General features: G+C 65.3%; 24 protein-coding genes. 7 read left to right on the top strand and 17 right to left on the bottom strand.

Annotated elements, in window-relative coordinates:
* The first annotated feature begins 105 nt into the window (after positions 1-105).
* Positions 106-1,401, top strand: coding sequence for an O-acetylhomoserine aminocarboxypropyltransferase (locus tag BRA1417_RS0101405; RefSeq protein WP_027514274.1), 1,296 nt, complete (start codon positions 106-108; stop codon positions 1,399-1,401).
* A 4-nt stretch (positions 1,402-1,405) separates the two neighbouring features.
* A complete protein-coding gene (locus BRA1417_RS0101410; protein ID WP_027514275.1) occupies positions 1,406-2,188 on the top strand; it encodes an alpha/beta fold hydrolase in 783 nt (260 codons plus the stop codon).
* 272 nt (positions 2,189-2,460) lie between these two features.
* Here BRA1417_RS0101410 and BRA1417_RS0101420 read toward each other — a convergent pair whose 3' ends face one another.
* The 9 genes from BRA1417_RS0101420 to phnG are packed head-to-tail and all read right to left on the bottom strand — an operon-like array spanning position 2,461 to position 9,392.
* Entirely contained in the window at positions 2,461-3,072 is a 612-nt protein-coding gene (locus BRA1417_RS0101420; RefSeq protein ID WP_027514276.1) for a pyridoxamine 5'-phosphate oxidase family protein, read from the bottom strand.
* Between the two features lie 22 nt (positions 3,073-3,094).
* The gene (phnN, locus tag BRA1417_RS0101425; RefSeq protein ID WP_027514277.1) at positions 3,095-3,691 is read right to left on the bottom strand and encodes a phosphonate metabolism protein/1,5-bisphosphokinase (PRPP-forming) PhnN; all 597 of its coding nucleotides are present in this window, start codon (positions 3,689-3,691) and stop codon (positions 3,095-3,097) included.
* A complete protein-coding gene (locus BRA1417_RS0101430; RefSeq protein WP_027514278.1) occupies positions 3,688-4,842 on the bottom strand; it encodes an alpha-D-ribose 1-methylphosphonate 5-triphosphate diphosphatase in 1,155 nt (384 codons plus the stop codon). Before BRA1417_RS0101430 ends, phnN begins: the two co-directional genes overlap by 4 nt.
* A gap of 11 nt (positions 4,843-4,853) precedes the next feature.
* Positions 4,854-5,552 (bottom strand): phosphonate C-P lyase system protein PhnL, encoded by a 699-nt coding sequence (phnL, locus tag BRA1417_RS0101435; RefSeq protein WP_027514279.1) that lies wholly within the window; start codon positions 5,550-5,552, stop codon positions 4,854-4,856.
* A 22-nt stretch (positions 5,553-5,574) separates the two neighbouring features.
* Positions 5,575-6,372 (bottom strand): phosphonate C-P lyase system protein PhnK, encoded by a 798-nt coding sequence (gene phnK, locus BRA1417_RS0101440; RefSeq protein ID WP_027514280.1) that lies wholly within the window; start codon positions 6,370-6,372, stop codon positions 5,575-5,577.
* Positions 6,365-7,261, bottom strand: a complete 897-nt coding sequence (locus BRA1417_RS0101445; protein WP_027514281.1) for an alpha-D-ribose 1-methylphosphonate 5-phosphate C-P-lyase PhnJ — start codon at positions 7,259-7,261, stop codon at positions 6,365-6,367. Before BRA1417_RS0101445 ends, phnK begins: the two co-directional genes overlap by 8 nt.
* Positions 7,258-8,361, bottom strand: coding sequence for a carbon-phosphorus lyase complex subunit PhnI (locus tag BRA1417_RS0101450; RefSeq protein ID WP_027514282.1), 1,104 nt, complete (start codon positions 8,359-8,361; stop codon positions 7,258-7,260). Before BRA1417_RS0101450 ends, BRA1417_RS0101445 begins: the two co-directional genes overlap by 4 nt.
* Before the next feature lie 4 nt (positions 8,362-8,365).
* Entirely contained in the window at positions 8,366-8,974 is a 609-nt protein-coding gene (gene phnH / locus BRA1417_RS0101455) for a phosphonate C-P lyase system protein PhnH (RefSeq protein WP_027514283.1), read from the bottom strand.
* Between the two features lie 4 nt (positions 8,975-8,978).
* Positions 8,979-9,392 (bottom strand): phosphonate C-P lyase system protein PhnG, encoded by a 414-nt coding sequence (gene phnG / locus BRA1417_RS0101460; protein ID WP_051448460.1) that lies wholly within the window; start codon positions 9,390-9,392, stop codon positions 8,979-8,981.
* A gap of 170 nt (positions 9,393-9,562) precedes the next feature.
* On the opposite strand from phnG, the gene phnF reads away from it, so the two are divergent.
* Positions 9,563-10,291 (top strand): phosphonate metabolism transcriptional regulator PhnF, encoded by a 729-nt coding sequence (gene phnF / locus BRA1417_RS0101465; protein ID WP_027514285.1) that lies wholly within the window; start codon positions 9,563-9,565, stop codon positions 10,289-10,291.
* A gap of 160 nt (positions 10,292-10,451) precedes the next feature.
* Here phnF and phnE (BRA1417_RS0101470) read toward each other — a convergent pair whose 3' ends face one another.
* From phnE (BRA1417_RS0101470) to phnC, 4 genes are all read right to left on the bottom strand, one after another.
* Positions 10,452-11,339 (bottom strand): phosphonate ABC transporter, permease protein PhnE, encoded by an 888-nt coding sequence (gene phnE, locus BRA1417_RS0101470; protein ID WP_371259970.1) that lies wholly within the window; start codon positions 11,337-11,339, stop codon positions 10,452-10,454.
* A complete protein-coding gene (gene phnE / locus BRA1417_RS0101475) occupies positions 11,297-12,181 on the bottom strand; it encodes a phosphonate ABC transporter, permease protein PhnE (protein ID WP_027514287.1) in 885 nt (294 codons plus the stop codon). Before phnE (BRA1417_RS0101475) ends, phnE (BRA1417_RS0101470) begins: the two co-directional genes overlap by 43 nt.
* A gap of 76 nt (positions 12,182-12,257) precedes the next feature.
* Entirely contained in the window at positions 12,258-13,193 is a 936-nt protein-coding gene (phnD, locus tag BRA1417_RS0101480; protein ID WP_027514288.1) for a phosphonate ABC transporter substrate-binding protein, read from the bottom strand.
* 63 nt (positions 13,194-13,256) lie between these two features.
* Entirely contained in the window at positions 13,257-14,066 is an 810-nt protein-coding gene (phnC, locus tag BRA1417_RS0101485) for a phosphonate ABC transporter ATP-binding protein (protein ID WP_027514289.1), read from the bottom strand.
* Between the two features lie 183 nt (positions 14,067-14,249).
* Here phnC and BRA1417_RS0101490 point away from each other — a divergent pair, with 183 nt between their 5' ends.
* From BRA1417_RS0101490 to BRA1417_RS0101500, 3 genes are read left to right on the top strand one after another with little or no spacing between them, the layout of a single operon-like run.
* On the top strand, positions 14,250-14,921 hold the full coding sequence (locus BRA1417_RS0101490) for a chloramphenicol acetyltransferase (RefSeq protein WP_027514290.1): 672 nt from the start codon (positions 14,250-14,252) through the stop codon (positions 14,919-14,921).
* On the top strand, positions 14,918-16,111 hold the full coding sequence (locus BRA1417_RS0101495; protein ID WP_027514291.1) for an alpha-D-ribose 1-methylphosphonate 5-triphosphate diphosphatase: 1,194 nt from the start codon (positions 14,918-14,920) through the stop codon (positions 16,109-16,111). Before BRA1417_RS0101490 ends, BRA1417_RS0101495 begins: the two co-directional genes overlap by 4 nt.
* 18 nt (positions 16,112-16,129) lie before the next feature.
* Positions 16,130-16,828: a DUF1045 domain-containing protein gene (locus BRA1417_RS0101500; RefSeq protein WP_027514292.1), complete on the top strand. Its 699-nt coding sequence runs from the start codon at positions 16,130-16,132 to the stop codon at positions 16,826-16,828.
* 203 nt (positions 16,829-17,031) lie between these two features.
* Here the strand turns inward: BRA1417_RS0101500 and BRA1417_RS0101505 are convergent, their stop codons facing one another.
* The 4 genes from BRA1417_RS0101505 to BRA1417_RS0101520 form a co-directional block, all read right to left on the bottom strand.
* Positions 17,032-17,973: a dihydrodipicolinate synthase family protein gene (locus BRA1417_RS0101505; RefSeq protein WP_027514293.1), complete on the bottom strand. Its 942-nt coding sequence runs from the start codon at positions 17,971-17,973 to the stop codon at positions 17,032-17,034.
* 124 nt (positions 17,974-18,097) lie between these two features.
* Positions 18,098-20,179: a methyl-accepting chemotaxis protein gene (locus BRA1417_RS0101510; RefSeq protein WP_027514294.1), complete on the bottom strand. Its 2,082-nt coding sequence runs from the start codon at positions 20,177-20,179 to the stop codon at positions 18,098-18,100.
* A gap of 125 nt (positions 20,180-20,304) precedes the next feature.
* Positions 20,305-21,075 carry an enoyl-CoA hydratase gene (locus tag BRA1417_RS0101515; RefSeq protein WP_027514295.1) on the bottom strand — a complete coding sequence of 257 codons (771 nt, stop codon included), beginning with the start codon at positions 21,073-21,075 and terminating at the stop codon, positions 20,305-20,307.
* A complete protein-coding gene (locus BRA1417_RS0101520) occupies positions 21,072-21,521 on the bottom strand; it encodes a MarR family winged helix-turn-helix transcriptional regulator (RefSeq protein ID WP_027514296.1) in 450 nt (149 codons plus the stop codon). Before BRA1417_RS0101520 ends, BRA1417_RS0101515 begins: the two co-directional genes overlap by 4 nt.
* Before the next feature lie 211 nt (positions 21,522-21,732).
* Here BRA1417_RS0101520 and BRA1417_RS0101525 point away from each other — a divergent pair, with 211 nt between their 5' ends.
* The gene (locus tag BRA1417_RS0101525) at positions 21,733-23,451 is read left to right on the top strand and encodes an ATP-dependent Clp protease adaptor ClpS (protein ID WP_027514297.1); all 1,719 of its coding nucleotides are present in this window, start codon (positions 21,733-21,735) and stop codon (positions 23,449-23,451) included.
* Positions 23,452-23,496 lie beyond the last annotated feature (45 nt).

Consider the following 23,496-nt stretch of genomic DNA (forward strand, 5'->3'; position numbering starts at 1 on the left):
GGGGCGAGGGAGCGCACCGACGATGCGTCGCTGTCAATGGGCTGACTTCGCGCGCCGTTTTGTGGCACAAGGGCCGCCTCCGCCGACCGAGCAACGAGGCCCCGCATGCCCGCGCCAAAACCGCCCGCCTTCGAGACCCTGAGCCTGCATGCGGGCCAGCATCCGGATCCCGCGACCGGCGCCCGCGCCGTGCCGATCTACCAGACCACGTCCTACGTGTTCCAGGATTCCGACCACGCCGCCGCGCTGTTCAACCTCGAGCGTGCGGGCCACATCTATACGCGCATCTCAAATCCGACCACGAGCGTGCTGGAAGAACGGCTTGCGGCGCTGGAAGGCGGCGTCGGCGCGATCTGCACCGCGAGCGGCATGGCCGCGCTGCATCTGGCCATCGCGACGCTTCTAAACGCCGGCGACCATATCGTCGCGTCAAGCTCACTCTATGGCGGCACCATCAATTTGCTGGCGCACACGCTGCCGCGCTTCGGCATCACCACAACGTTCGTGAAACCGCGCGATCTCGACGCGTTCCGCGCGGCTATCAAGCCGAACACGAAGCTGTTGATCGGCGAGACCATCGGCAATCCCGGGCTGGAGGTGCTGGACATTCCGAAGGTCGCGACGATCGCGCATGACGCGAAGATTCCGCTGCTGATCGACAACACCTTTGCCACGCCCTATCTCAGCCGTCCGATCGAGCTCGGCGCCGACATCGTCATGCATTCGGCAACCAAATGGATCGGCGGCCACGGCATCGCGATCGGCGGCGCCATCGTCGACGGCGGCCATTTCGACTGGCGTTCATCCGGAAAATTCGACGTGCTGACCGAGCCCTATGGCGGTTATCACGGCATCGTCTTCGACGAGCAGTTCGGCACCGCCGCCTTCATCATGCGCGCACGCACCGAGGGCCTGCGCGATTTCGGCGCTTGTCTATCCCCGACCAACGCGTTCCAGCTGTTGCAGGGCGTCGAGACGCTCGGCGTGCGCATGGACCGCCACATCCAGAACACGCATCTCGTGCTGGAAGCGCTGAAAGCCAACAAGGCGGTCGATTGGGTGCTTCATCCATCGCTGGAGGACCACACGGACTACCAGCTCGCAAAACAATTGCTGCCGCGCGGCGCCGGCTCGATCGTCTCCTTCGGCATCAAGGGCGGACGGCCCGCGGGCCGCAAGTTCATCGAATCGCTGCGCATGATCAGCCATCTCGCCAATGTCGGCGACGCCAAGACGCTGGTGATCCACCCGGCGTCGACCACGCACCAGCAGATGGACGCCGAGCAGCTCAAGGCCTCCGGCATCGGCGAGGAGCTGGTGCGGCTCTCGGTCGGGATCGAGACCGCAAGCGACATCATCGACGATCTCGCGCAGGCGCTGCGCATCTCGCAAAAGGTCTGACACCATGAAGCTCTCCGTCAACGGCGCCGAGGTGCTGGTCGCAACCGGCGGCCGCGACTTCGACAGATCCCTGCCCGCGGTCGTCTTCCTCCACGGCGCCGGCTTCGATCATTCGACCTGGGCGCTGCACACGCGCTGGTTCGCCCATCACGGCTTTGGCGTGCTGGCCCCTGATCTGCCCGGTCACGGCCGCTCCCCCGGTCCTTCGCTCGGCAGCATCGCCGAGATGGCAGACTGGACGGCGGCCCTGCTCGATGCGGCCGGGGTGACCAAGGCGCATCTGATCGGCCATTCCATGGGATCGCTGATCTCACTGGAGACGGCCGCACGTCACCCCGACAAGGTGTCCGCGCTCAGCCTGATCGGCACTGCCGCGACCATGACGGTCGGCCCGGATCTGCTGAAGGCGGCCGAAATCAATTCGCAGGATGCAAACGACATGGTCTCGATCTGGGGCCTCGGCTTCAACGCCGAGCTCGGCGGCAGCCTCGCACCGGGCCTGTGGATGCATGGCGGAGCGCAGGCTGTGTTAAAACACTGCGAGCCGGGCGTGCTGTTCAGGGATTTGTCGGCCTGCAATGCTTACGCGAATGCGCTTCAAGCAGCCGCGAGTGTGAAGGTGCCTACGACGCTCATCCTCGGCGAGCGGGACATGATGACGCCGGTGAAGGCCGGCAAGGCACTCGCGGCGGCGATCCCGAATGCGAAGACCGTCGTGGTGCGGGGCGCCGGCCACATGATCATGGCCGAATGCCCGGATGAACTGTTGGCAGCGCTGACGGGCTGAGTCTGCTCAGGAACCCGGCGTCGATCATGCGTTTTGGCGACGTCTGAGCCAGCGCCTCGTCCTTCGAGACGACCGCTTTCAGCGGTCTCCTCAGGATGAGGGCTCAGCTCGGTTGCGCGAACTTTGAAACTGCAGCCACCCCCTCCGCCCTCATCCTGAGGGCCCGCCGAAGGCGGGCGTCTCGAAGGATGGCCACAGGCAATCTGCCCACCACGTTCTTCTTCATATGATATGCGATTCCTGTGGTGGGACGGGGAAGGGGGGACAACCACTCACCACATCGTCGCTGCCGCACGCTCCGGCCAAGCGCGATCGTACTCCGCGCCGCCGATCTTGTTCTCGCTCATCTCGGCGAGGATCTGGCCGGGTGTCGGCAGCGTCTTGGGATCGATGCGCTTGTCGGGATTCCAGAGGTCGGAGCGGACGATGGCGCGGGCGCATTGGAAGTAGATTTCGTCGACCGTCATCACCATGACGCTGCGCGGCGCCTTGCCGTCGACCTTGAAGGAAGCGAGCAGTTCGGGATCGATGGACAGATGCGCCCGGCCATTGGCGCGGACCGCATTGCCGGAGCCGGGAATCAGGAACATCAGCGACACCCTGGGATCGCGCACGATGTTGCGCAAGGAATCGACCCGGTTGTTGCCGCGGCGATCCGGCAGCATCAGCGTCTTCGGATCATGAATGCGGACGAAGCCGGAGAGATCGCCGCGCGGCGAGCAGTCGATGCCCTCGGGCCCGATGGTGGCGAGCGCGGCGAACGGGGCCTTTTCGATGAAGACCCGATAGAGCGGGGTGACGTGGTCGGCGACTTTCACGGTCGAGGCGTCGTTGGTGACGCCGTAGATGGCCTCCAGCTGCTCGACCGTTTCGATCACCGACATTCCAGTCTCCTTGTTGCGCCGGCTATTCGTGCCAGCCTTGATTCCTGATCACGCGCAGAAGCTGGCGGCCATGATACTCCGCGCTGCCCGCGTTGAGGATGGTGACGTCGGCCTGCGCCGATGCATCGCCGACGCTGCGTGTCAGCCGTTCCACGATATTGCCGTCACTGTGCCGGGCGCGGGCGGCGAGCCGCTGCGCCAACACCTCCGGCGGCGCCGTGATCGCGACCACCACGACGTTTGCATAGGTCTGACGCAGCGCGCCGATCACTGTGCGCGAAACGTTGGCCACGACGGCGCGTCCGGCAAGAATGTCGTCGTTGAGGTCGAGCGGCAGCGCATAGGAATGGCCATGCGCCTCCCAATGCACGGCGAATTCGCCATGCTCGCGCGCGCGACGGAATTCGTCAGGGCTCACCGCAATATTGTCTTCGTCGGCCGAGGATTCGCGGGTCACGACACGGCGCGGAAAGACGATGTCCTGATCCTCGATGCACGCCGCCCGCGCCAGCCGCAGCAGCGTGTCCTTGCCGGCACCGCTGGGACCGACCACGAGCACGAGCCGCCCGGGCCCGATCGCGCCCGTCTGCGCTCCCGCCACGGTGACGGTCTCGCTCATGCGACGCGGCGCCCTTCGCGCCAAACGCTGCGGACCGCAGGGACGCTGCCAGCAACATGCACGCGGATCAGATCGGCCCGCTTGCCAACCGCGATTTCACCGCGGTCGGACAGGCCGACGGCGTCCGCGGGCGCCTTCGTCACCGTGCGGATCGCCGCCGCAAGACTGATGGCGGGCACATGCTCGGGCAAATGTAGCGCGGCCATCAGAAGGCTCGAGGGAATGTAGTCCGATGACAGGATGTCGAGCAGGCCCTCGCGGGCGAGATCAACCGCGGCGATGTTGCCGGAATGCGAGCCGCCGCGCACGACGTTCGGCGCACCCATCAGGATGTCGATCCCGGCCTCGTGCAGGCCGCGCGCGGCCTCCAACGTGGTCGGGAATTCCGCCACCGAAACGCCATCGCGCACGGCGTCGACGACATTCTCCTCGGTGGTATCGTCATGGCTCGCCAGCGGGATCTTGTACTGATGTGCCAGCGCCACGATCTCGCGCATGTTGGTCGCGGCGTAGGCCTTCTGATACTCGAAACGCTTCGCGAACAGTTCGTCGAGCTGGGCGTCGGTCTTGCCGCCGCCCTTGCCGCGATAATAGTCGCGCAGCTTGCCTTCGTCGCGGAACTGGCGCTGGCCGGGGGTGTGGTCCATTAGCGACATCAGCCGCACGTCGGGACGGTCGATCAGCTCCCTGGCCTCCTCGACCACGCTCGGCATCGGGATTTCGCAGCGCAGATGCAGGAAGTGATCGGCGCGCAGCAAATTGGCATCGCGCGCGGTCGTGATCGCGGCGGCAAGCACGCCGGCGCGCCCGTCGACTTCCTCGGCGCCGTCCTCGCGCCAGACCCGGAGCGAGTCGAACACCGTGGTAATGCCCGATGTCGCGAGCTGGCCGTCATAGGAGACGACGGCCGCGACCGGATTCCAGAACACCTTTGGCCGCGGCACGTAATGTGCCTCGAGGTGGTCGGTGTGGAGCTCGATCAAGCCGGGCATGATCAGATCGCCGCCGGCATCCTCTGCCCCCGTGGGCGCCCTGCCCTCGCCGATCTCGGCAATGCGTCCATCGGCGAGAGCGAGCCAGCCCTGCTCGATCACCCGTTCCGCCAGCACGATCCTGGCGTTGGCGATCACGATGTCCTTCTTGGCGTTCATGTCCATTTCCTTCAGGCCGCGGCGGCGAAGCTGGTGACATCGACGATGCGGTCGGCAATCTGATGACGGATTTCGTCGTCATGGACAATGGCGACCATGGCGACGCCGTGGCGCTTCTTTTCGGCGACCAGTTCGACCACGACGGCGCGGTTGGCGGCGTCGAGCGAGGCGGTGGGCTCGTCGAGCAGCAGGATCGGCAGGTCCGAGATGAAGCCGCGCGCAATGTTGACGCGCTGCTGCTCGCCGCCGGAGAAGGTCGCGGGCGGCAGCTGCCAGAGCCGCTCGGGGATGTTGAGACGATGCAACAGTTCGCCGGCGCGCCGCTGCGCCTCCGCGCGCGCCATGCCGTTGACGATCAGCGGCTCGGCAACCACGTCGACGGTCGCGACGCGCGGCACCGCGCGTAGGAACTGGCTGACATAGCCGATGGTCGCGCGGCGGATGTTGAGGACCTGCCGCGGCTCGGCGTTGGCAAGATCGACCAACATGCCGCGATGGCGGATGCCGATGCGGCCGGAGTCGCAGCGATAGTTGCCGAAGATCATCTTCAGGATCGACGATTTTCCGGCGCCCGATGGCCCCGACAGCACGACACATTCGCCCGGATTGACGTGAAAGGTCATGCCGCGCACCACGGGCAGCTCGATGCCGCCTTGGAGATGCATCGTGAAGGTCTTGTTGGCGTCGGTGATGTCGATCATGGCGGTCATTGAAGGACTCATTTTGGAAGGCTTATGGCGGCAGGATCGAGGAGACGAGGAGCTGGGTGTAGGGCTCGCGCGGATCGTCGAGCACCTGGTCGGTGAGGCCGGTCTCGATGACGCGGCCGCCCTTCATCACCATCACCCGGTGCGACAGCAGGCGCGCGACCGCGAGATCATGGGTGACGATGATGACCGCAAGGTGCAGCTCGGCAACGAGGCTGCGCACGAGGTCGAGCAGGCGGGCCTGCACGGAAACATCGAGGCCGCCGGTCGGCTCGTCCATGAACACCAGCCGCGGCTCGGTGACGAGATTGCGGGCGATCTGGAGACGCTGGCGCATGCCGCCAGAATAGGTACGCGGCGCGTCGTCGATGCGTGCGATGTCGATCTCGACGCGGGTCAGCCAGTCCGACGCGGTATCGCGAATGCGGCCGTAGTGATTCCAACCCACCGCCATTAACCGTTCGCCGACATTGGCGCCGGCCGAGACCGCCATGCGCAAGCCCTGCGCGGGATCCTGATGAACGAAGCCCCAGTCGGTGCGGAACAGGAAGCGCCGCTCGGCCTCGCCCAGCGTGGCGAGATCGCGGGTGACGCCGTCGCGCATCCGATAGGAGACGTGCCCACCGCTGGCCGCGAGCTGACCCGAGAGGAGCTGGAGCAACGTCGACTTGCCCGAGCCGGATTCGCCGACGATCGCCAGCACCTCGCCGGGATAGAGCGCAAAGGACACATCGCGGCACGCCGCGATACGGCCGTAGGACTTGCTGAGGGATTTTGCGACCAGCAGCGGCTCGTCGTTCTCGTGCATGTCTTGATCAGCCATTCGATGCCTCCTGCGCCTTGTCCTTGTACGGCGCGGCGCTGAGGCTGCCGTGATGGCCGGCGGCCTGGCGGCCCTCGCAATAATCCGTGTCGGAGCAGACGAACATGCGTCCGCCCTTGTCGTCGGTCACGATCTCGTCGAGATAGGAATTGTCCGCGGCGCACAGCGCGCAAGGCGCGTTGAAACGATATGGCTCGAACGGGTGATCCTCGAAGTCGAGCGACACCACCTGCGTGTAGGGCGGGATCGCATAGATGCGCTTCTCGCGGCCGGCGCCGAACAGTTGCAGCGCCGGACAATTGTCCATCTTGGGATTGTCGAATTTCGGCGTCGGCGACGGATCCATCACATAGCGCGAGTTGACCTTCACCGGATAGGCGTAAGCCGTCGCGATGTGGCCGAAGCGGGCAATGTCCTCGTAAAGCTTCACATGCATCAGGCCGTATTCGGCCAGCGCGTGCATGCGCCGCGTCTCGGTCTCGCGCGGCTCGAGGAAGCGCAGCGGCTCCGGGATCGGCACCTGATAGACCAGCACCTGATTCTCGTGCAGCGATCTCTCCGGAATGCGGTGGCGGGTCTGGATTACGGTCGCTTCTTCTGTTGCCGTTGTCGTGGCGACGCCGGCGGTCCTGGCGAAGAATTTGCGGATCGAGATCGCGTTGGTGGTGTCGTCGGAGCCCTGGTCGATCACCTTCAGCACGTCCTCGGGCCCGAGGATCGCGGCGGTGACCTGAACGCCGCCGGTGCCCCAGCCATAGGGCATCGGCATTTCACGGCTGGCGAACGGCACCTGATAGCCGGGAATCGCGATCGCCTTGAGGATCGCGCGGCGGATCATCCGTTTGGTCTGTTCGTCGAGATAGGCGAAATTATAGGCGGGCGCGTTCATTCCGCGGCCTCCTTCAAGGCATCAGGCGCATTGGCATTGGTGAATTCCTTGCGCAGCTTGCGCAACAGGCCGAGCTCGGACTGGAAGTCGACATAGTGCGGCAGCTTCAAATGTTCGACGAAGCCGGTCGCCTGGACGTTGTCCGAATGCGACATCACGAATTCTTCGTCTTGCGCAGGGGCGAGTGTCTCTTCGCCGAGCTCGCGCGCACGCAACGCGCGGTCGACCAGCGCCATCGACATGGTCTTGCGCTCGCTCTGGCCGAAAGCGAGGCCATAGCCGCGGGTGAAGCACGGCGCTTCGGTCGCGGAGCCCTTGAACTGGTTGACCATCTGACACTCGGTGAGCTCGATCGAGCCGAGCGGCACGGCGAAGCCGGCGTCTTCCGCCGAAAATTCGACCTCGACCTCGCCGAAGCGGATTTCCCCGGCGAATGGATGGTTGCGGCCATAGCCGCGCTGGGTGGAATAGCCCATCGCCAGCAAGAAGCCTTCGTCGCCACGCGCGAGATTTTGCAGGCGCAGGTCACGATCCGCCGGAAAGTTCAGCGGCTCGCGGGTGAGGTCGCCGACGCTGGCGCCCTCTTCCGCTTGCGGCGAGGATTCGATCAGGCCGTCGCGGCCGAGAATATCGGTCACCCGCGGCGTGGGCGCCGTAGAGGCTTCGGCCGTCGCAGGCTGCTCCGGCACAAAGCCTTCGACGAGCGAGGGATCGAGCAAACGGTGGGTATAGTCGAAGGTCGGGCCGAGGATCTGGCCGCCGGGAATGTCCTTGAAGGTCGAGGACACCCGCCGCTGCACCCGCATCGCGCCGGTCTCGACCGGCTCGCTGGCGCCGAAGCGCGGCAGCGTGGCGCGGAAGGCGCGGACCAGGAAGATCGCCTCGATCAAATCGCCACGCGCCTGCTTGATGGCGAGCGCCGCGAGCTCGCGGTCATAGAGCGAGCCTTCGCTCATGACGCGGTCCACGGCGAGGCCGAGCTGCTCCGAGATCTGGTCGAGCGAGATTTCCGGCACGCTTTGGTCGCCGCGCCGTGCATTGGCGAGCAGGCGATGGGCGTTCTCGATGGCGCGTTCGCCGCCTTTGACTGCGACATACATGCGGCTAGCTTCCCTTGTTCACGACACGCGTGGTGCGCGGGATCGCAACCAAGGCATCGTCGGCGACCAGCACCACATCGGTGCCGCGCGGAAACAGCGTTTCGTTAACGCGCAGGCGCTCGAACAAGTCGAACGGCTTGATCGAGGCCTTGAGCGTCGCGACACCATCGATGCCGGGACCGCGCAGCTCGAAGCTGCGTCCTGCGTCCAGGCTCTCGACCTGCAGGATCAACGTCGTCGACCGATCCGGATATTCGCTGGTGCCCAGCGCGAAGCGCTCGAGCGAAGGCAGCGCCGCCCCGTCACTGATCAGCGCAAAGCTTGCGATCGAGGAATCCTGCACCATCGGCGCGCCCGTGTGGAACTTCAGCCATTTTGTCACGTCGGTGCTGTCCGACATGCGCGCATCGAGCCAGAGCGGCGTGTCGTGGTCGAACAGCGTCAGCGCGATCGCGGCCGTGCCGCGCATCATCGTATGAGGCGCTCCTGACGTCGGCACGATGCGCCGGACCGAGCTCGGCCGCGCCATCGCGTCCATCACCGAGCGAAAGGTCGATTGTGCTGACAGCACCTTGTCGGCGAACCCCGGCGGCAGTTCCGCAATCGTGGTCATGATCTCACCCCTCACCGCGCACCATGGTGTAGAAATCAACCTTCGTCGCGGCGGTCTCGGCCGCCGCCTGCTTGCGCTTAACCATCAGTTGCTCACGCAACGGCGCGATGATGTCGCGCTCCGCTGCGCCGCCGAAATCGCTGGACTGCACCAGCGCATCGCACAGCGCGATCAGCCGCGCCTTCTCGCCGTCGCGACCGAGCGTGTAGCCGAAACCGACCTCGCCGCTCGCGAGCCTGACAGCCGCGCGCGACACTGTCGCTTCGCCGATATTGAACGGCGCACCGTCGCCGCCGACCCGGCCGCGCAGCATGACGAGGCCGTTTTCCGGCGCGCGCAGATCCTGATGCGCCGGCAAAGCGAGAGCGCTGAGACGAGCGGCGATCTCGCCCGCCTCCGCGTGCGCCAGCACGGCCATTGCGGCCTGGCGCTGGGCTTGCTGATTGTTGTGCTGGGTCATCAGATCCACCGAAACTTTCTGCAGAACTTGCCGAATCCAAGTTGTCTATGATACTAGACAACTTGATAGCGGAGCGCCATGACTGTTTCGTGACAAAGGCGTGATTTCTGGAGTAGCTTCCCGGCCACATGAGCATGCAGGACACAGCCTCCTCCGGCGTCGCGTTGTGGCGCCTCGTTGCCGACGGCATCGAGCGCGGCATCGCCGACGGCCGCTTTGCGGCCGGCGACAAGCTGCCGGGCGAAGTGGAGATCGCCGAAACCTATCGCGTGAACCGCCACACCGTGCGGCGCGCGCTGGCCGCGCTGGCCGAGCGCGGCATCGTGCGGGCCGAACGCGGCAGCGGAACTTATGTCGAGGCGCAGAAGCTCGCCTACCCGCTGCGCTCGCGGACCCGTTTCTCCGAGATCGTCGGCGCGGACGGCCGCGAACCGCATGGCCGGTTGATCGAGGCGTCCGATGATGTCGCGACCCGCGAACTCGCGCGCGAACTTGGATTGAAGACCGGCGCACCACTGGTGCGGATCGAGGCGATGCGCCTCGCCGACCGCACGCCGATCTGCGTCTCCACGACCTGGCTGTCGGCGCAGCTATTCCCCGGTGCGGGCGACGTCTTTGCCGCGACCCGCTCGATGACGAAGTTGCTTGAGCATTACGGCGTTCGCGACTATCGCCGCGGCGCGACCCGGATCACCGCCGGCATCGTCGACGCAACCGACGCCGCACGGCTCGATCTGGCGCTCGGACGACCGATCCTGGTGGTCGATGCCACCGACCACGCTCTCGACGGCAAGCCGCTGGTCACCAAGCATTCGCGGTTTGCCGCGGAGCGGGTGGAGTTTCTGGTGGAGCCGTAGGGTGGGCTGCTTGTTCTCCCTCGCCCCGTTCTTACGGGGAGAGGGTTGGGGTGAGGGGCTGCCTCCACAATCATCGTAAGAGACGGACTCGCGGAGAGTCCCCCTCACCCGCCGCGCTGCGCGCGTCGGCCTCTCCCCGCAAGCGGGGAGAGGCGAAGACCTACGCCACCGCCCTTCGGCCAATGATCGCAAACCGCAGCTTGCCCGAGACGAAATCGATCGCGGCGACCGCGACCAGGATCATCAGGATCAGGAACGACACCTTCTGCCATTCCAGCACGCGGATCTGCTCCGCGAGCTGGAGGCCGATGCCGCCGGCGCCGACGATGCCGATGATGGTGGCCGAGCGCGTGTTCGACTCGATGAAATAGAGCACTTGGCCGGCGATCACGGGCAGGACCTGCGGCAGCAGACCGAAGCGGATCTCGTGCAGCGCGCTGCCACCGGAGGCGCGGATGCCCTCGACCTGCTTCTGGTCCGCGCCCTCGATCGCCTCCGAGAACAGCTTTCCAAAGGCGCCGAAATCCGACACGGCAATGGCGAGCACGCCGGCAAACGGGCCGAGCCCGACCACGTTGATCCACACCAGCGCCCAGATCAGCGTGTCGATGCCGCGGATCGAATCGAGGAAGCGGCGGACAGGGAAGCGCAGCAGCTTTGACGGCACCACGTTACGCGCGGCAAGAAGACTGATCGGCAGCGCGAACAGTGCAGCCAGCGTCGTGCCGAGCAGCGCGATCGACAGCGTCTCACCCAGCGCCTTCAGATAGATCGGCAACGACGAGCCGGGATCCGGCGGGATCATCATCAGGCTGATCCAGCCGAGCTGACTGAGACCGGCGACGAAGCGCGAGGGCGAGAAATCGAGATCGACCAGGCCATAGACCAGGATCGCGAACGCCGCGACGATCATCACCGGCATGGCGAGCCGCGCCGAGGCCGGCCGGGCGAACACGTCGGGGTAGCGCGCGCGAAGCGCCGCGGTGTCGGTCTCCTGCGGTCCCGTCACGTCCGCGCCTCCTTGCCGAACAGACGGCCGCGCAGCCATCCGGTGCTGATGTCGATGATGAAGACCGTGACGATGATGGTGAGCAGGATGGCGCTGACGTCGGAGTAATAGAACTTGCGGATGGCGACGACGAGCTCCTGGCCGATGCCGCCCGCGCCGACGAATCCCATCACTGAGGCCTCGCGGACGTTGATCTCGAAACGCAGCAGCGCGTAGCTGGCATAGCCTGCCGTGACCTGCGGAAGGATGGCGAAGCGCATGCAGGAGAGCCAGCTCGCGCCGGTTGAGCGGACGCCTTCGACCGGCTTCATGTCGGCGTTCTCGACGATCTCCGAGAACAGCTTTCCGAGTGCGCCCGTAGAGTGAATCGCGATCGCCAGCACACCCGCCATCGGACCGAGCCCGAAGGCGATCACGAAGATCAGCGCAAAGACGATGCCGGGGACGGTGCGGGCGAATTCGAGCAGGCGCCGCATCGTGAAGCGCAGCCAGGGCGCGGGCGAGGTGTTTTCAGCCGCGAGGAAATTCAGGCAGAATGCAAAAGTCGCGCCGATCAACGTGCCGACATAGGAGATCAGCAGGGTCTCGCCCAGCATCCTCAGCCATTTACGCCAGCCCCACAGCCATTCGCCGACATCGGTCCAAACCCGCTGTCCGCTGTCGAGTGTGAGGATCCGGTCGAAATAGCTGATGAAGTTGCCGTAGTGGGCGAACAGCGTGCGCAGATTCACTTCGGCGCCGATCGCCGCCAGACACAATGCAGCGGCGAACACCACGGCTCCGAACAGGAGGCGCCATCGCCTGCGCGCGACCGCCTGGCGATAGGCGGCGTTGAGCACGGCGAGCTGCTGCTCGGGGAGGATCGAAACCGCGACGGTCATCTGATCAGGAAAGGTGGTCGATCAAAGAGAAAGAGCCGGGTCCATCGACCCGGCTCCAGTGGCATCGTCCCGATACTCAGGACGCCTTCTTCTTACGCAGCGCATCGACGAACTTGATCAGCTCGATCGTGCCATCCCAATCCTTGGTGGTCGCGGGATGAAAGCCCTTCTTCTGGCCGTCCTGGAGGCGGTCGAAGGCAGCCTTGTCCTTGGCCGGCGCGTCGAAGAACGCCTTGGCGATCGCGGCCTTGGCCTCTTCCGGCAGATCGGAATTGTAGGCATAGGGGCCGTTGATGATCGGCGCCGATTTGTGGATGATGCGGAAATCGTCCTTCTTCATCGCCGAGCCGTCGGCATTCTTCAGCATGCCCTTGGTCAGCATCTGCGCCAGCGTCGAATCGTCATCGCTGGTCCACTGGTTGGCGGCTACGTCCACCGTGCCCTGCGCCAGTGCCAGGATCGCGTTCTCGTGGCTGCCGGTGAAGACGACCTTGCTGAAATAGGTGTCGGCATCCGTGATGCCCATCTTGTCGAGCTCGAAGCGCGGCACGTTGTTGCCGGAGGTCGAGTTCGGGTCGACCAAGCCGAGGTTCTTGCCGTTGAGCTGGTCGATACTCTTGTAAGGGCTGCTCGCCTTGACGAAGAACACCGAGTAGTAGCCGGTCGAGCCGTCGGAGTTGATGTCGTTGGCGAAAGCGTCGGTCTTGACGCCGGTCAGGCGGGCGCGGGCGAACGAGGCCGAGCCATAGCTCGCGATGTGGATATTGCCGGCACGCTGGCCTTCGATCACGGCGGCGTAGTCGTTGGCGATGCGCAGCGTGACTTTCACGCCCAGTTCCTTGGAGAGATAGCTCATGAACGGCGCCCAGCGCTCGGTGACGCCCGAGGCATTTTCCGCCGGAATGACCGCGAAGGTCAGCTCGGGATATTTGGCTTTCCAATCCTCGGCGGAAGCCGAAGCCGTGAACGCGAGCGCGGCGGCGCCGGCAAGAATCAATCTGCGAGTAATCATGATAGCCTCTTCATGGGTTGAGGTCGGTTGACGCAAAACTGGTGATGACTGATGCGGCGCAGCTCAGGCGGCAGCCGCCGTTCCAAGCGCCGGAATGCCCTGTCGCACCGGTGCAGGCGTGCCGCCCATGACATCGGCGGCTTCGAGATCGTAGAGCTCGCGCGCAACGTGCTCGGTCAATTCGGCTGGCGCGCCGTCGAACACCACGCGCCCCTGGGCCATGCCGATCAGGCGGTCGCAATAGCTGCGCGCCAGGTCGAGCGAATGCAGATTGCAGAGCACGGTGATGCCGAAATGCTTGTTGATGCGCAGCAGCGCATCCATCACGATCTTGGTGTTGCGCGGATCGAGCGAGGCGATCGGCTCGTCGGCGAGGATGATGTCTGGCTGCTGCACCAGCGCGCGGGCGATCGCCACGCGCTGCTGCTGGCCGCCGGAGAGCTGGTCGGCGCGCTGGGCTGCAAGCGGGGCGATGTCGAACTGTTCGAGCGCGGACATCGCCAGCCCCTTGTCCTGCTCGGGCCAGGTCTGCGACAGCGAGCGCCAGGCCGGCATCGTCGCGAGTCGTCCCATTAGGACATTGGTGAGAACATCGAGCCGGCCGACCAGATTGAACTGCTGAAAGATCATCGCCGAGCGCGCCCGCCACTGCCGCAGCTCCTTGCCGCGCAGCGCGGTGACGTCGAGACCGTCGAACAGGATGCGGCCCCGCGAAGGGGTCGCGAGACGGTTGATGGTCCGCAGCAGGGTCGACTTGCCGGCGCCAGAGCGTCCGATCACGCCGACGAAACCGCCGGGAGAGACTTGAAACGAGGCGTCGTCCACCGCGGCTTTCACGCCGAAGCGACACGTCAGACCTTCAACCACCAGCATGCAGAGCTCCAGAGTAGCTGGGACCCACCGCTAACGCCGGCGCTTGACACTTGTGTGACACGGACGTTGCGGTGCGGCGATCCTACGCACGCCATCCACTGTTCTTGCCCTGTCATCGCGTCGTCATGACATTGTCATCAAGCCGCTCGAAGAGAAACGCCCGCCCTCTCGTTCGGATGCAACATGGCCGCCAAAGCTCTTTCAGTCCAGCCGACTGTCGATTCCTCGGCGAAGCTGCACGACGCCAGGCTTGGGGCCTACACGGAGGTCGGCGCGCGCACGATCCTGCACGAAGTGACGATGGGCGATTACTCCTATGTCGTGAACGACGCCCAGATCACCTACACCACCATCGGAAAATTCTGCTCGATCGCGGCGATGACGCGGATCAATCCGGGCAATCACCCGATGCACCGCGCCACGCAGGCGCACTTCACCTATCGTTCGAGCGCCTATTTCGAAGGCGAGAGCGACGACACCGACTTCTTCGACTGGCGGCGCCAGCATCACGTCCATATCGGCCATGACGTCTGGATCGGCCATGGCGCGATCGTGCTGCCGGGTCGCAACATCGGCACCGGCGCGGTGATCGCGGGCGGCGCCATCGTCACCAAGGACGTGCCGGCCTACACCATCATCGCCGGCAATCCGGCGCGCATCGTGCGCCGGCGGTTCTCGGAAGAGGTTGCCGGACGGCTCGCCAGCCTCGCCTGGTGGGATTGGGATCACGACAAATTGCGTGCAGCATTGCCCGATTTCCGCAAGCTCGGGATTGAAGATTTCCTCTCGACATATGAAGCACGAGGAAGTTCTCTCAACAATTCTGTTGGCAGCAAACCAAGCGCGGTCGCGTGACAGACATTTTCCTTGAGGGCGGCCGGACCCTGATCGGCTCCGAGCTCGTCGGAACTTCTCTTGCCCTGTCCGGAGCGGACATCGCGGAGGTCGATGCCTCTCGCGGCCGGGCGCGGCTTGCGATCGACGCGCGCGACTTGCTGGTCCTGCCGGGCATCGTCGATCTGCATGGCGATGCCTTCGAGCGCCAGATGATGCCGCGCGCCGGGGTCGATTTTCCGATCGACGTGGCGCTCGCCGATAGCGACCGCCAGGCGATCAGCAACGGTATCACCACGGTGTTTCACGCCACGACCTGTTCGTGGGAGCCGGGCCTGCGCAGCGCCGACAATGCGCGCAGCCTGATGGAGGCGATCGAACGGCAGCGCCCGCAGTTTGCCGCCGACACCCGCTTTCACCTGCGCCACGAGACCTACAATCTCGATGCGGAAACCGAGATCAGCCAGTGGCTCGCTGAGGGCCGCGTCGACCTGTTCGCCTTCAACGACCACATGGACGGGACGGTTGGGGACATGGCCAAGCCCCGCAAGCGCAACCGCATGGTGGAGCGCACCGGTCTGTCGAGCGAGGAATTCGACCGGCTGGTCGGACACGTGCTTTCGCGCGCCAGTGAAGTGCCGGCTTCCGTGTCGCGGCTCGCCGCGACAGCCCGCGCCGCCGAGGTGCGAATGCTCTCGCATGACGATGCGACACCGGCGATGCGCGAGGGCTTTCGCGCCATGGGCGTGGCGATCGCGGAGTTTCCGATCAACGAGGAGACGGCGCGAGTGGCGGCAAGCCATGGTGACGCCATCGTCTACGGCGCACCGAACGTCGTGCGCGGCGGCAGCCACACCGGGTGGACCAAGGCATCCGACATGATCGCCAAAGGGCTCTGCTCGGTGCTGGCCTCGGACTACTACTATCCCGCGCAGCTGCTCGCTGCGTTCCGGCTCGCCGCCGATGGCGTGCTGCCGCTGACCGAAGCCTGGAACCTGGTTTCCGCCGCGCCGGCGCGCGCGACCGGCCTTGTCGATCGCGGCGTGCTCGCGAAAGGACGGCGCGCGGACATTCTGCTGGTCGACGACAGCATGCCGCTGCGGCCGCGGCTGATCGCCGTCATATCAGGCGGCAAGCTCGTGCATCTCACCGACGCGACGCGGTTGCTCGGCATGGCAGCTACCCCGCGCGAAGCTGTCGTCGCGGCATAAACCCGCTATGCTCGGACGATGACGAGTTTCCCCCGCTACGCGATCTATTTTGCCGCAGGCGTCGACAGCGCCCTCACCCGCTTCGGCGCGGAATTGCTCGGCTACGATGCCTATACCGGCAACGAGCTGCCCTTTCCCGCCGAGGCAGCGCGTCTCGCGCCGGACTGGCGCGACATCACCGCAGATCCTCGCAAATACGGTTTTCACGGCACACTGAAGGCGCCGATGGCGCTCGCGCCGGGCAAGACCGAAGTGGAGCTCTTGGCGGCCTGCGCGGCCTTCGCCGGCGAGGCGCGGACGATCCCGGTGATCCGCCCGGTCGTCGATGCCATCAGCGGTTTCATCGCGGTCATTCCGGCCGAGCCGGTCGTTGCGCTCCAAGAGCTCGCCGCCGATTGCGTCCGCGCGTTCGATGGCTTTCGCACCGCCCTGACGGCGGAAGATCGTGCGCGTCGCAGGCCCGAGAAGCTCAGCGATCGGCAGCGCGACTATCTCGACCGCTGGGGCTACCCTTACGTGATGGAGGAATTCCGTTTCCACATGACGTTGACGGGGCGGCTGGACGTGGAGCGCCGCGGCCCGATTCTGGAGATGCTGCGGGCAAGGTTTGCTGCGCTCGGGCTTGATGCGCTGGCGATCGATCGCATTGCGTTGTTCAAGCAGGATGATGCGGGGGCAAGGTTTCGTATTGTCGGTGAGTGGGCGTTGGCGAGATAGCCGACGCCGCTGCACCATTCCCGGTGTCGTCCTGGCGAAAGCCAGGACCCATTACCCCAGGGAGCTGTCGTGGTACGAGCCCGTAGCCCCGAGTATCCGCCAAACGACATCCTGGGGTAATGGGTCCTGGATCTGCGCTCCGCTTCGCTGCGCTTGTCCAGGACGACGGCGGAGTTAAATAGCAACCGCCGAGCAGCGTTGCCCTACTTCCCCCACCGCAACGCCAGCGCATCGCGCTCCTTGGCCAACTCCAGCAGTCCTGCCCGGGTCGCCGGGTGCAGCGGCTGCAGCGGATGCCGCACCGTGTCCGACTTGATCACGCCGCCGGCCTGCATCATCGCCTTGCAGGCGATCAGGCCACATTGGCGGTTTTCGTAGTTGATCAGTGGCAGCCAGCGTTCGTAGGCGGCTTTGGCCTCCTCACGCTTGCCGGCGAAATAGGGATCGACGATCTGGCGGATGCCGTCGGGATAGCCGCCGCCGGTCATCGCGCCGGTGGCGCCGGCATCAAGATCGGCGAGCAGCGTGATCGCTTCCTCGCCGTCCCAGGGACCCTCGATATCGCTGCCGCCGGCCTCGATCAGACTACGCAGCTTTGCAGCCGCGCCCGGCACCTCGATCTTGAAATAGCGGATGTTGGAGAAGTCGCGCGCCAGCCGCGCGAGCAGCTCGACCGACAGCGGCGTGCCGGCGACGGGCGCATCCTGGATCATGATCGGAATCTTGATTGCACCCGACAGCACCTTGAAGAATTCGACGACGCCTTTTTCGGGCACGCGGAAGGTGGCGCCGTGATAGGGCGGCATCACCATCACCATGGCGGCACCGGCCGCCTCGGCCTGCTGGCTGCGCGCGGCGCAGACGGCCGAGCTGAAATGCGTGGTCGTGACGATCACGGGAACCCGACCCGCGACATGATCCAGCACTGCATGCATCACGGTCTCGCGCTCGGCATCCGTGAGCACGAACTGTTCGGAGAAATTGGCGAGAATGCACAGACCGTTCGAGCCGGCATCGATCATGAAATCGATGCAGCGGCGCTGTCCCTCGAGGTCGAGCTCACCGCGTTCGTCGAAGATGGTGGGTGCGACCGGGAACACGCCGCGATAGGGGCGCTGGGCCTTGTGTTGGGGCGTGACCGGCATCGAACTCTCCATCCCTGATATTTCTTACATCTGCCGCGGCGCTCGCGCAGCGTCACAGATGTACCCGCCGCGTGCATCGGCGGCAATGCCGATCGCGCGACGGTGGGACGGAAGATTGTCGAAGTTACGCGGTCCTCACCGCGCCCAAAAAGCCCTCGACCGCCACGCGGAGACGATCAGCGTCGGCGGACATTTTCGACACGGACACCGACAGCACCGAACCGGCATTGCCCGTTTCCTGGTTGAGCCTGGCGACGCTGCCGATGGTGTCGGTGACCTCGCGGGTTCCCTGCGCGGCCTGCTGGAAGTTGCGGGAAATCTCGGTGGTGGCCGCGCGCTGCTGTTCGACCGCGGCCGCAATCGCCGTCATCTTCTCGTCAATACCGCTGATCGCGCCGCCGATCGCGCGGATGGCAGTGACCGCCTGGCCGGTCGCGCCCTGGATCTCCGCGACCTGGCGGGAGATCTCTTCCGTCGCCGTCGCCGTCTGCGAGGCGAGGCTCTTGACCTCGCCGGCGACCACGGCGAAGCCGCGGCCGGCCTCGCCCGCGCGCGCAGCTTCGATGGTGGCGTTCAACGCCAGCAGATTGGTCTGTCCTGCGATGGCGTTGATCATCTTCACGACCTCGCCGATGCGGCCAGCGGTCTGATCGAGGATCTCGACCGTCGCATTGGTCTGTGCTGCCTGCGACACGGCTTCACGGGCCTCGCGGGCGCTGGCCTGCACCTGCGCCGAGATCTCGCCCACGGACGCGGAGAGTTCTTCGGTCGCGGCCGCGATGGTCTCGAGATTGTTGGTGGCCTGTTCGGCGGAGGACGAGACCGCCGCGGTCTGGCTGCTCGATTCTGACACCAGCGAGCGCACGTCGGTCGCGGTGGCGTCGAGCTCCTTCGTCGACGCCGCAACGCTGTGAATGACAGCTTGCACGGTGTCGTCGAAACTGCGGCAGGCGGCATCGACGGTGCCGGAGCGGGCGAGCTGGAGCGCCTGCTGCGATTCGCGCTCCCGGCCCAGGCGTTCCGCGGTCGCCGCGCTCTCGCGCAGGCTTTCGAGTGCGGCCGCCATGGTACCGAACTCGTCGGGATACCTGGATTGCGGGACGGGCGTCGCGTAGTCGCGGGCGCTGATCTTGGCGATGGCATCCAGGATGGCGCGCACCGGGCGCATGAGGCGGTTGCGGACCACGTAGACGCCGGTCAGGGTCACGGCCAGCGCGAGCAGGAACGCGAGCGACTGCACGACGAGATTGGTGAGCGCCTTGGCCTGCACCGTTTCCGCCCGGACGATCGACTGGTCGAGCGCCTTGTTCGCCACCGCGACGATGGATGCAAAGGGTGACTGACACAACGTATTCCATTCCGCGGCGGGCATCGCGGGCTTGCCGCTTCCGTCGAAATTCTTGGTGAGCTCGCCGATCTGCTTGAGGGCACCGTCGGTCTTGGCCTTCGCGTCCGTCGCGGCCGTCACCAGCTCCGCCGCCACGCCCGGCGCAGCCAGCAACTCGGCCATGCCCGCCCAGCCGGAGGTGATCGTGCCATCCCATTGCGCCACCGACCGCTTCTGAGCGTCGTCGAGCGGCTTGCTGCTGTTGACGTTCGAGCGAAGCGACGAACAATGGATTCCATAGCGGTCGCGCACCTGCCAGGCGAAGCGCCGGACCTGGATCATGCGGGCGATGAAGGGGTCGTCCATCCAGGCACGGTTCGACACCGCGGTGGAGGCGAAGTTGGCTGTTTCGATCACCTTGGTGACGGCATCATACCAGGAGTTGGTCCGCTCGATCTTGCGCTCGGCGCGGGGGCGCTTGGCTTCGTCGTAGAACAGCTGGAATTGCGGCGTGGCGGCGCTCCAGCCCTGCTTCAATGTGCCAGCGAGTTCGTCGCGGCGGGCGAAGTCGACGGTGGCGAGCGCGGCGCCGATGGCGTCATAGCCGCCCTGCTCGGCCTTCTCCGCCGCCTCGAGTTTTGCCCGGGGGTCGTCCTCACCGAGGATCGCGCTCTGCGCATCGCCGCGATTGTTGCGCAGCGCCAGCACCCCATGGAAGATCGCCTTGTCGGCGGCGGCAAGCCGCGCGGTCTCGAGGCTGTCGCTATAGCGGCCGAACGCCCCAACCATCTGGATCGCCGTGGAGGCCAGCGCACCCGCGGCCAGCAGGGCCATCAAGGTCAGGAGGAGCGAACTTACCGATTTCTTAAACATTGCCATGGTGTCGGGGGCCTGGGTCGGGGGCCTATTTCGAGCGCCACCTTGCCCCGGGACATGCCAATGTTCCGTTAAGTTTAATGGAATTGCCGCGAGTACCCCCGACGAGGCTCGGTGCACCCCCCATGTCACGCAACCTTGGTGAAATCCGGCGGGCGGCGCTCCGCGAACGCCGTGAAGGCCTCGCGCGCCTCCGCGGTGCGCAGGCGCAGTCCGAACTGCTCGCCCTCGGCATTCATCTGCGCGACCAGCGCCTCGCCATTGCGCATCAGCTTCTTGGTGGCGGTGAGCGCGCCGGCCGGCTGACGGGCAAGACGCTGCGCCAGCGCAAGCGCTTCGGCATCGAGCTTGTCGAGCGGCACCACGCGGTTGGCGAGCCCCCATTCCAGCGCGGATTTGGCCGGCACCGTCTCGCCCAGCGCGAACATCTCGTAGGCCCGCGCGTAGCCGATGCGCGCCGGCATCAGCAGGCTGGAGGCGGCTTCCGGCACGAGCGCAAGGCTGACGAAGGGCGTCGACAATTGCGCGTTGTCGGCAAGCACGACGAGGTCGCAATGCAGCAGCATCGTGGTGCCGACGCCGACGGCGCGGCCCTGCACCGCCGCAACCAGGGGCCGGGTGCAGCGCGCCAGCGACTGGATGAAGCGCACGACGTTGCGGCTGCCTTCCGACTTGCCCGCTGCGACCGCGGCGAATTCGCCGACGTCGTTGCCGGCAGTGAACATGTCGCCTTCGCCGCGGATCAGGATCACGCGGGCCGACGCATCGGACTCGGCGGATTCGATGGCGTCGGCAAGCTTGCCGTACATCGCATCCGTCAGCGCGTTCTTCTTGTCGGGGCGCGCCAGCGTGAGCGTGAGAATTCCGCCGTTGTTCTCGATCCGGACTTGGTCAGTCATTCGTTCGCTCCTCTTGGAAATTTATCCTGAATGCTCGTCAGCCAGCGCGCGACGATGTCGATCTCCGCGCCGGTAAATCCTTCCGTCAATGCCGCATTGACCTTTGCTGCGCTGGCCTTCGCCTGCGCCAGCGCCGTTCGCCCCTTCGGCGTCAGCCAGACGCGCCAGGCGCGACCATCCTCGTGATCCGCGCGCCGCTCGACCAGTTTAGCCGCCGCCGTACGGTCGACCAGCCCCGAGATGCCGGCCGGCCCCATGTCGAGCGCCGCGCCGGCCTCGCCCATCAGGACGCCGTCATGCTTGCCGAGGATGAACAGGAGTCCTGCCTGCGCCGGCGTGACCTCGCTCGAAGGCTGCGCCGCCATCCAGCGCTGCAAGCGCCGCTGCGCAACGCTCAGCAGGTAGATCAGCCGATGATGCCCCGCGCCGGCCTCCTTATTTCGCATGCGAAATAGATAGTCGAAGCGGTTCAGATTGTCAAAGAGCGGCGACTAGGTCGATGTGCCGCGGCAGTCGTCGAGGAACAGGGCCGAACCAGCGGCACCAGGGCCTCAGCCACCAATCGCAATTAGTCGCCTCCGCCCGCTTGACGGTCGCGTCCTTTTGTGTTCCCTATTCGTTCTATTCAATCATAGATTGTCCCGGAGACTTTTCGTGATGAACAGTATGCGTGGCGAGAACCAGCCGACCCAGCTCGTAATTCATAATTACGATGATACGCCGGACCAATTCGTGATGGATCTGCTTCGGCAGGTCTTCGGCAAATCAGACCGTGAAGCGACCGCGCTGATCACTCAGATCGAGCAGAAGGAAAAGGCGTTTTGCGGACCTTACCCTCAATCCGTCGCCGAAGCCCTTTTCAAATCTGCGCAACAATCCATCGGCCTGGCTGGCCATCAACTGCAGGTCACGCTTGAGGCGGTCAAGACTCCTTGCGAACTCTGTGGCAAGCCTGAGGGACAGATGGACGTGCGTATCGGCGACCGCACGGTCTGGCTGTGCAGCGACTGCATGCGTGCGGCGGATGAACCCTCGAACGAACAAGAGGAAGATTTCGACTTTGCTTGCGACGTTCTCGATTGGCACCTTGCCAGCACCGCGCGCAGCAAACTCGTGACCACGATCCGCCAATTTTCCGGCCACATGCGGGTCGATCTCCAGGCCGCAGTCGACCGGCTCTTCGGCAAGGCCATCCGGCTGGTGGGACTGAACGAGGAGCAGCGCTACGAAACGTTGTCGATTCCACGACTGCTCAAGGAGGGCCGCTATGCGATCGCGATTGCCCCGCTGCAATATTCCGACGTCGATGTAGGCGAGAAGAGCCCGGTCAAGTGTCTGGATAACGGACTATGGCTGTGTGAGCAGGATCATCTCCGCTATGCGGTTTTGCTCTGCGCACACCGCGAATACAGTCGCGAGCCCGGAATTCGGATCGAGATCCTGGTGCCTTCAGGTTCCGCAGGCGCGGCTCTGGTCCAGCAATGCTTCAATGAATTGGAAGAAGCCGTACAGGCTGCGCGGACCTATCGCGGCAAGATCCTGTCGCTCGATGCCGACTCCGACTATCGCGGTCGCTCGCGCGGCATCACGGTGCATCGCTTGCCGCAGGTCGCGCGCGACGAGGTGATTCTGCCGGAGCAGACGCTGCGGCTGCTCGATCGCAACGTTCTGACCTTCGTCAATACCCGAGACCAATTGCGCCGGCTGGGTCAATCGACACGCAAAGGCATCTTGCTGTACGGGCCGCCGGGCACTGGCAAGACCCACACGATCCGCTATCTCGCAACGCATTTGCCCGGGCATACGACGCTGATCATCACGGCCGAGCAGATCGGTCTGCTCGGCGCCTATATGAGCCTGGCACGGCTGCTCCAGCCGTCGATGGTGGTGATCGAGGATGTCGATCTCATCGCCCGCGACCGCGATGACATGGGGCCGTGCGAGGAATCCATGCTGAACAAGCTGCTCAACGAGATGGACGGACTGAAGGAAGATGCCGACATCCTGTTCGTCCTGACCACCAACCGGCCGGAGGACCTCGAAGGAGCTCTCGCGGGTCGCCCCGGCCGCATCGATCAAGCCATCGAAGTGCCGCTGCCCGACGAGACCGGCCGCGGCAAGCTGGTCCGGCTCTACGGCAGGGGATTGCCGCTCGAGGGGGCGGTGATCGCGGAGGCTGCCCGACGGAGCGAGGGCACCAGTTGCGCCTTCATCAAGGAGCTGATGCGGCGGCTGGCGCAAGGAAGCATCGCACGGGACGGCGGCAACACCGTGATCTCCGCCGATATCGACGAAGCCCTTGACGACATGCTGTTCTCCGGCGGCCGGCTCAACGCGCAGCTGCTCGGCGGCGCGCAGGCAATGGCGACGGGGTGAGCGGTGCGTCTCTCCCTCGCCCCGCTTGCGGGGAGAGGGTCGGGG

The sequence above is a fragment of the Bradyrhizobium sp. WSM1417 genome (genome assembly GCF_000515415.1).
Classification (GTDB): domain Bacteria; phylum Pseudomonadota; class Alphaproteobacteria; order Rhizobiales; family Xanthobacteraceae; genus Bradyrhizobium.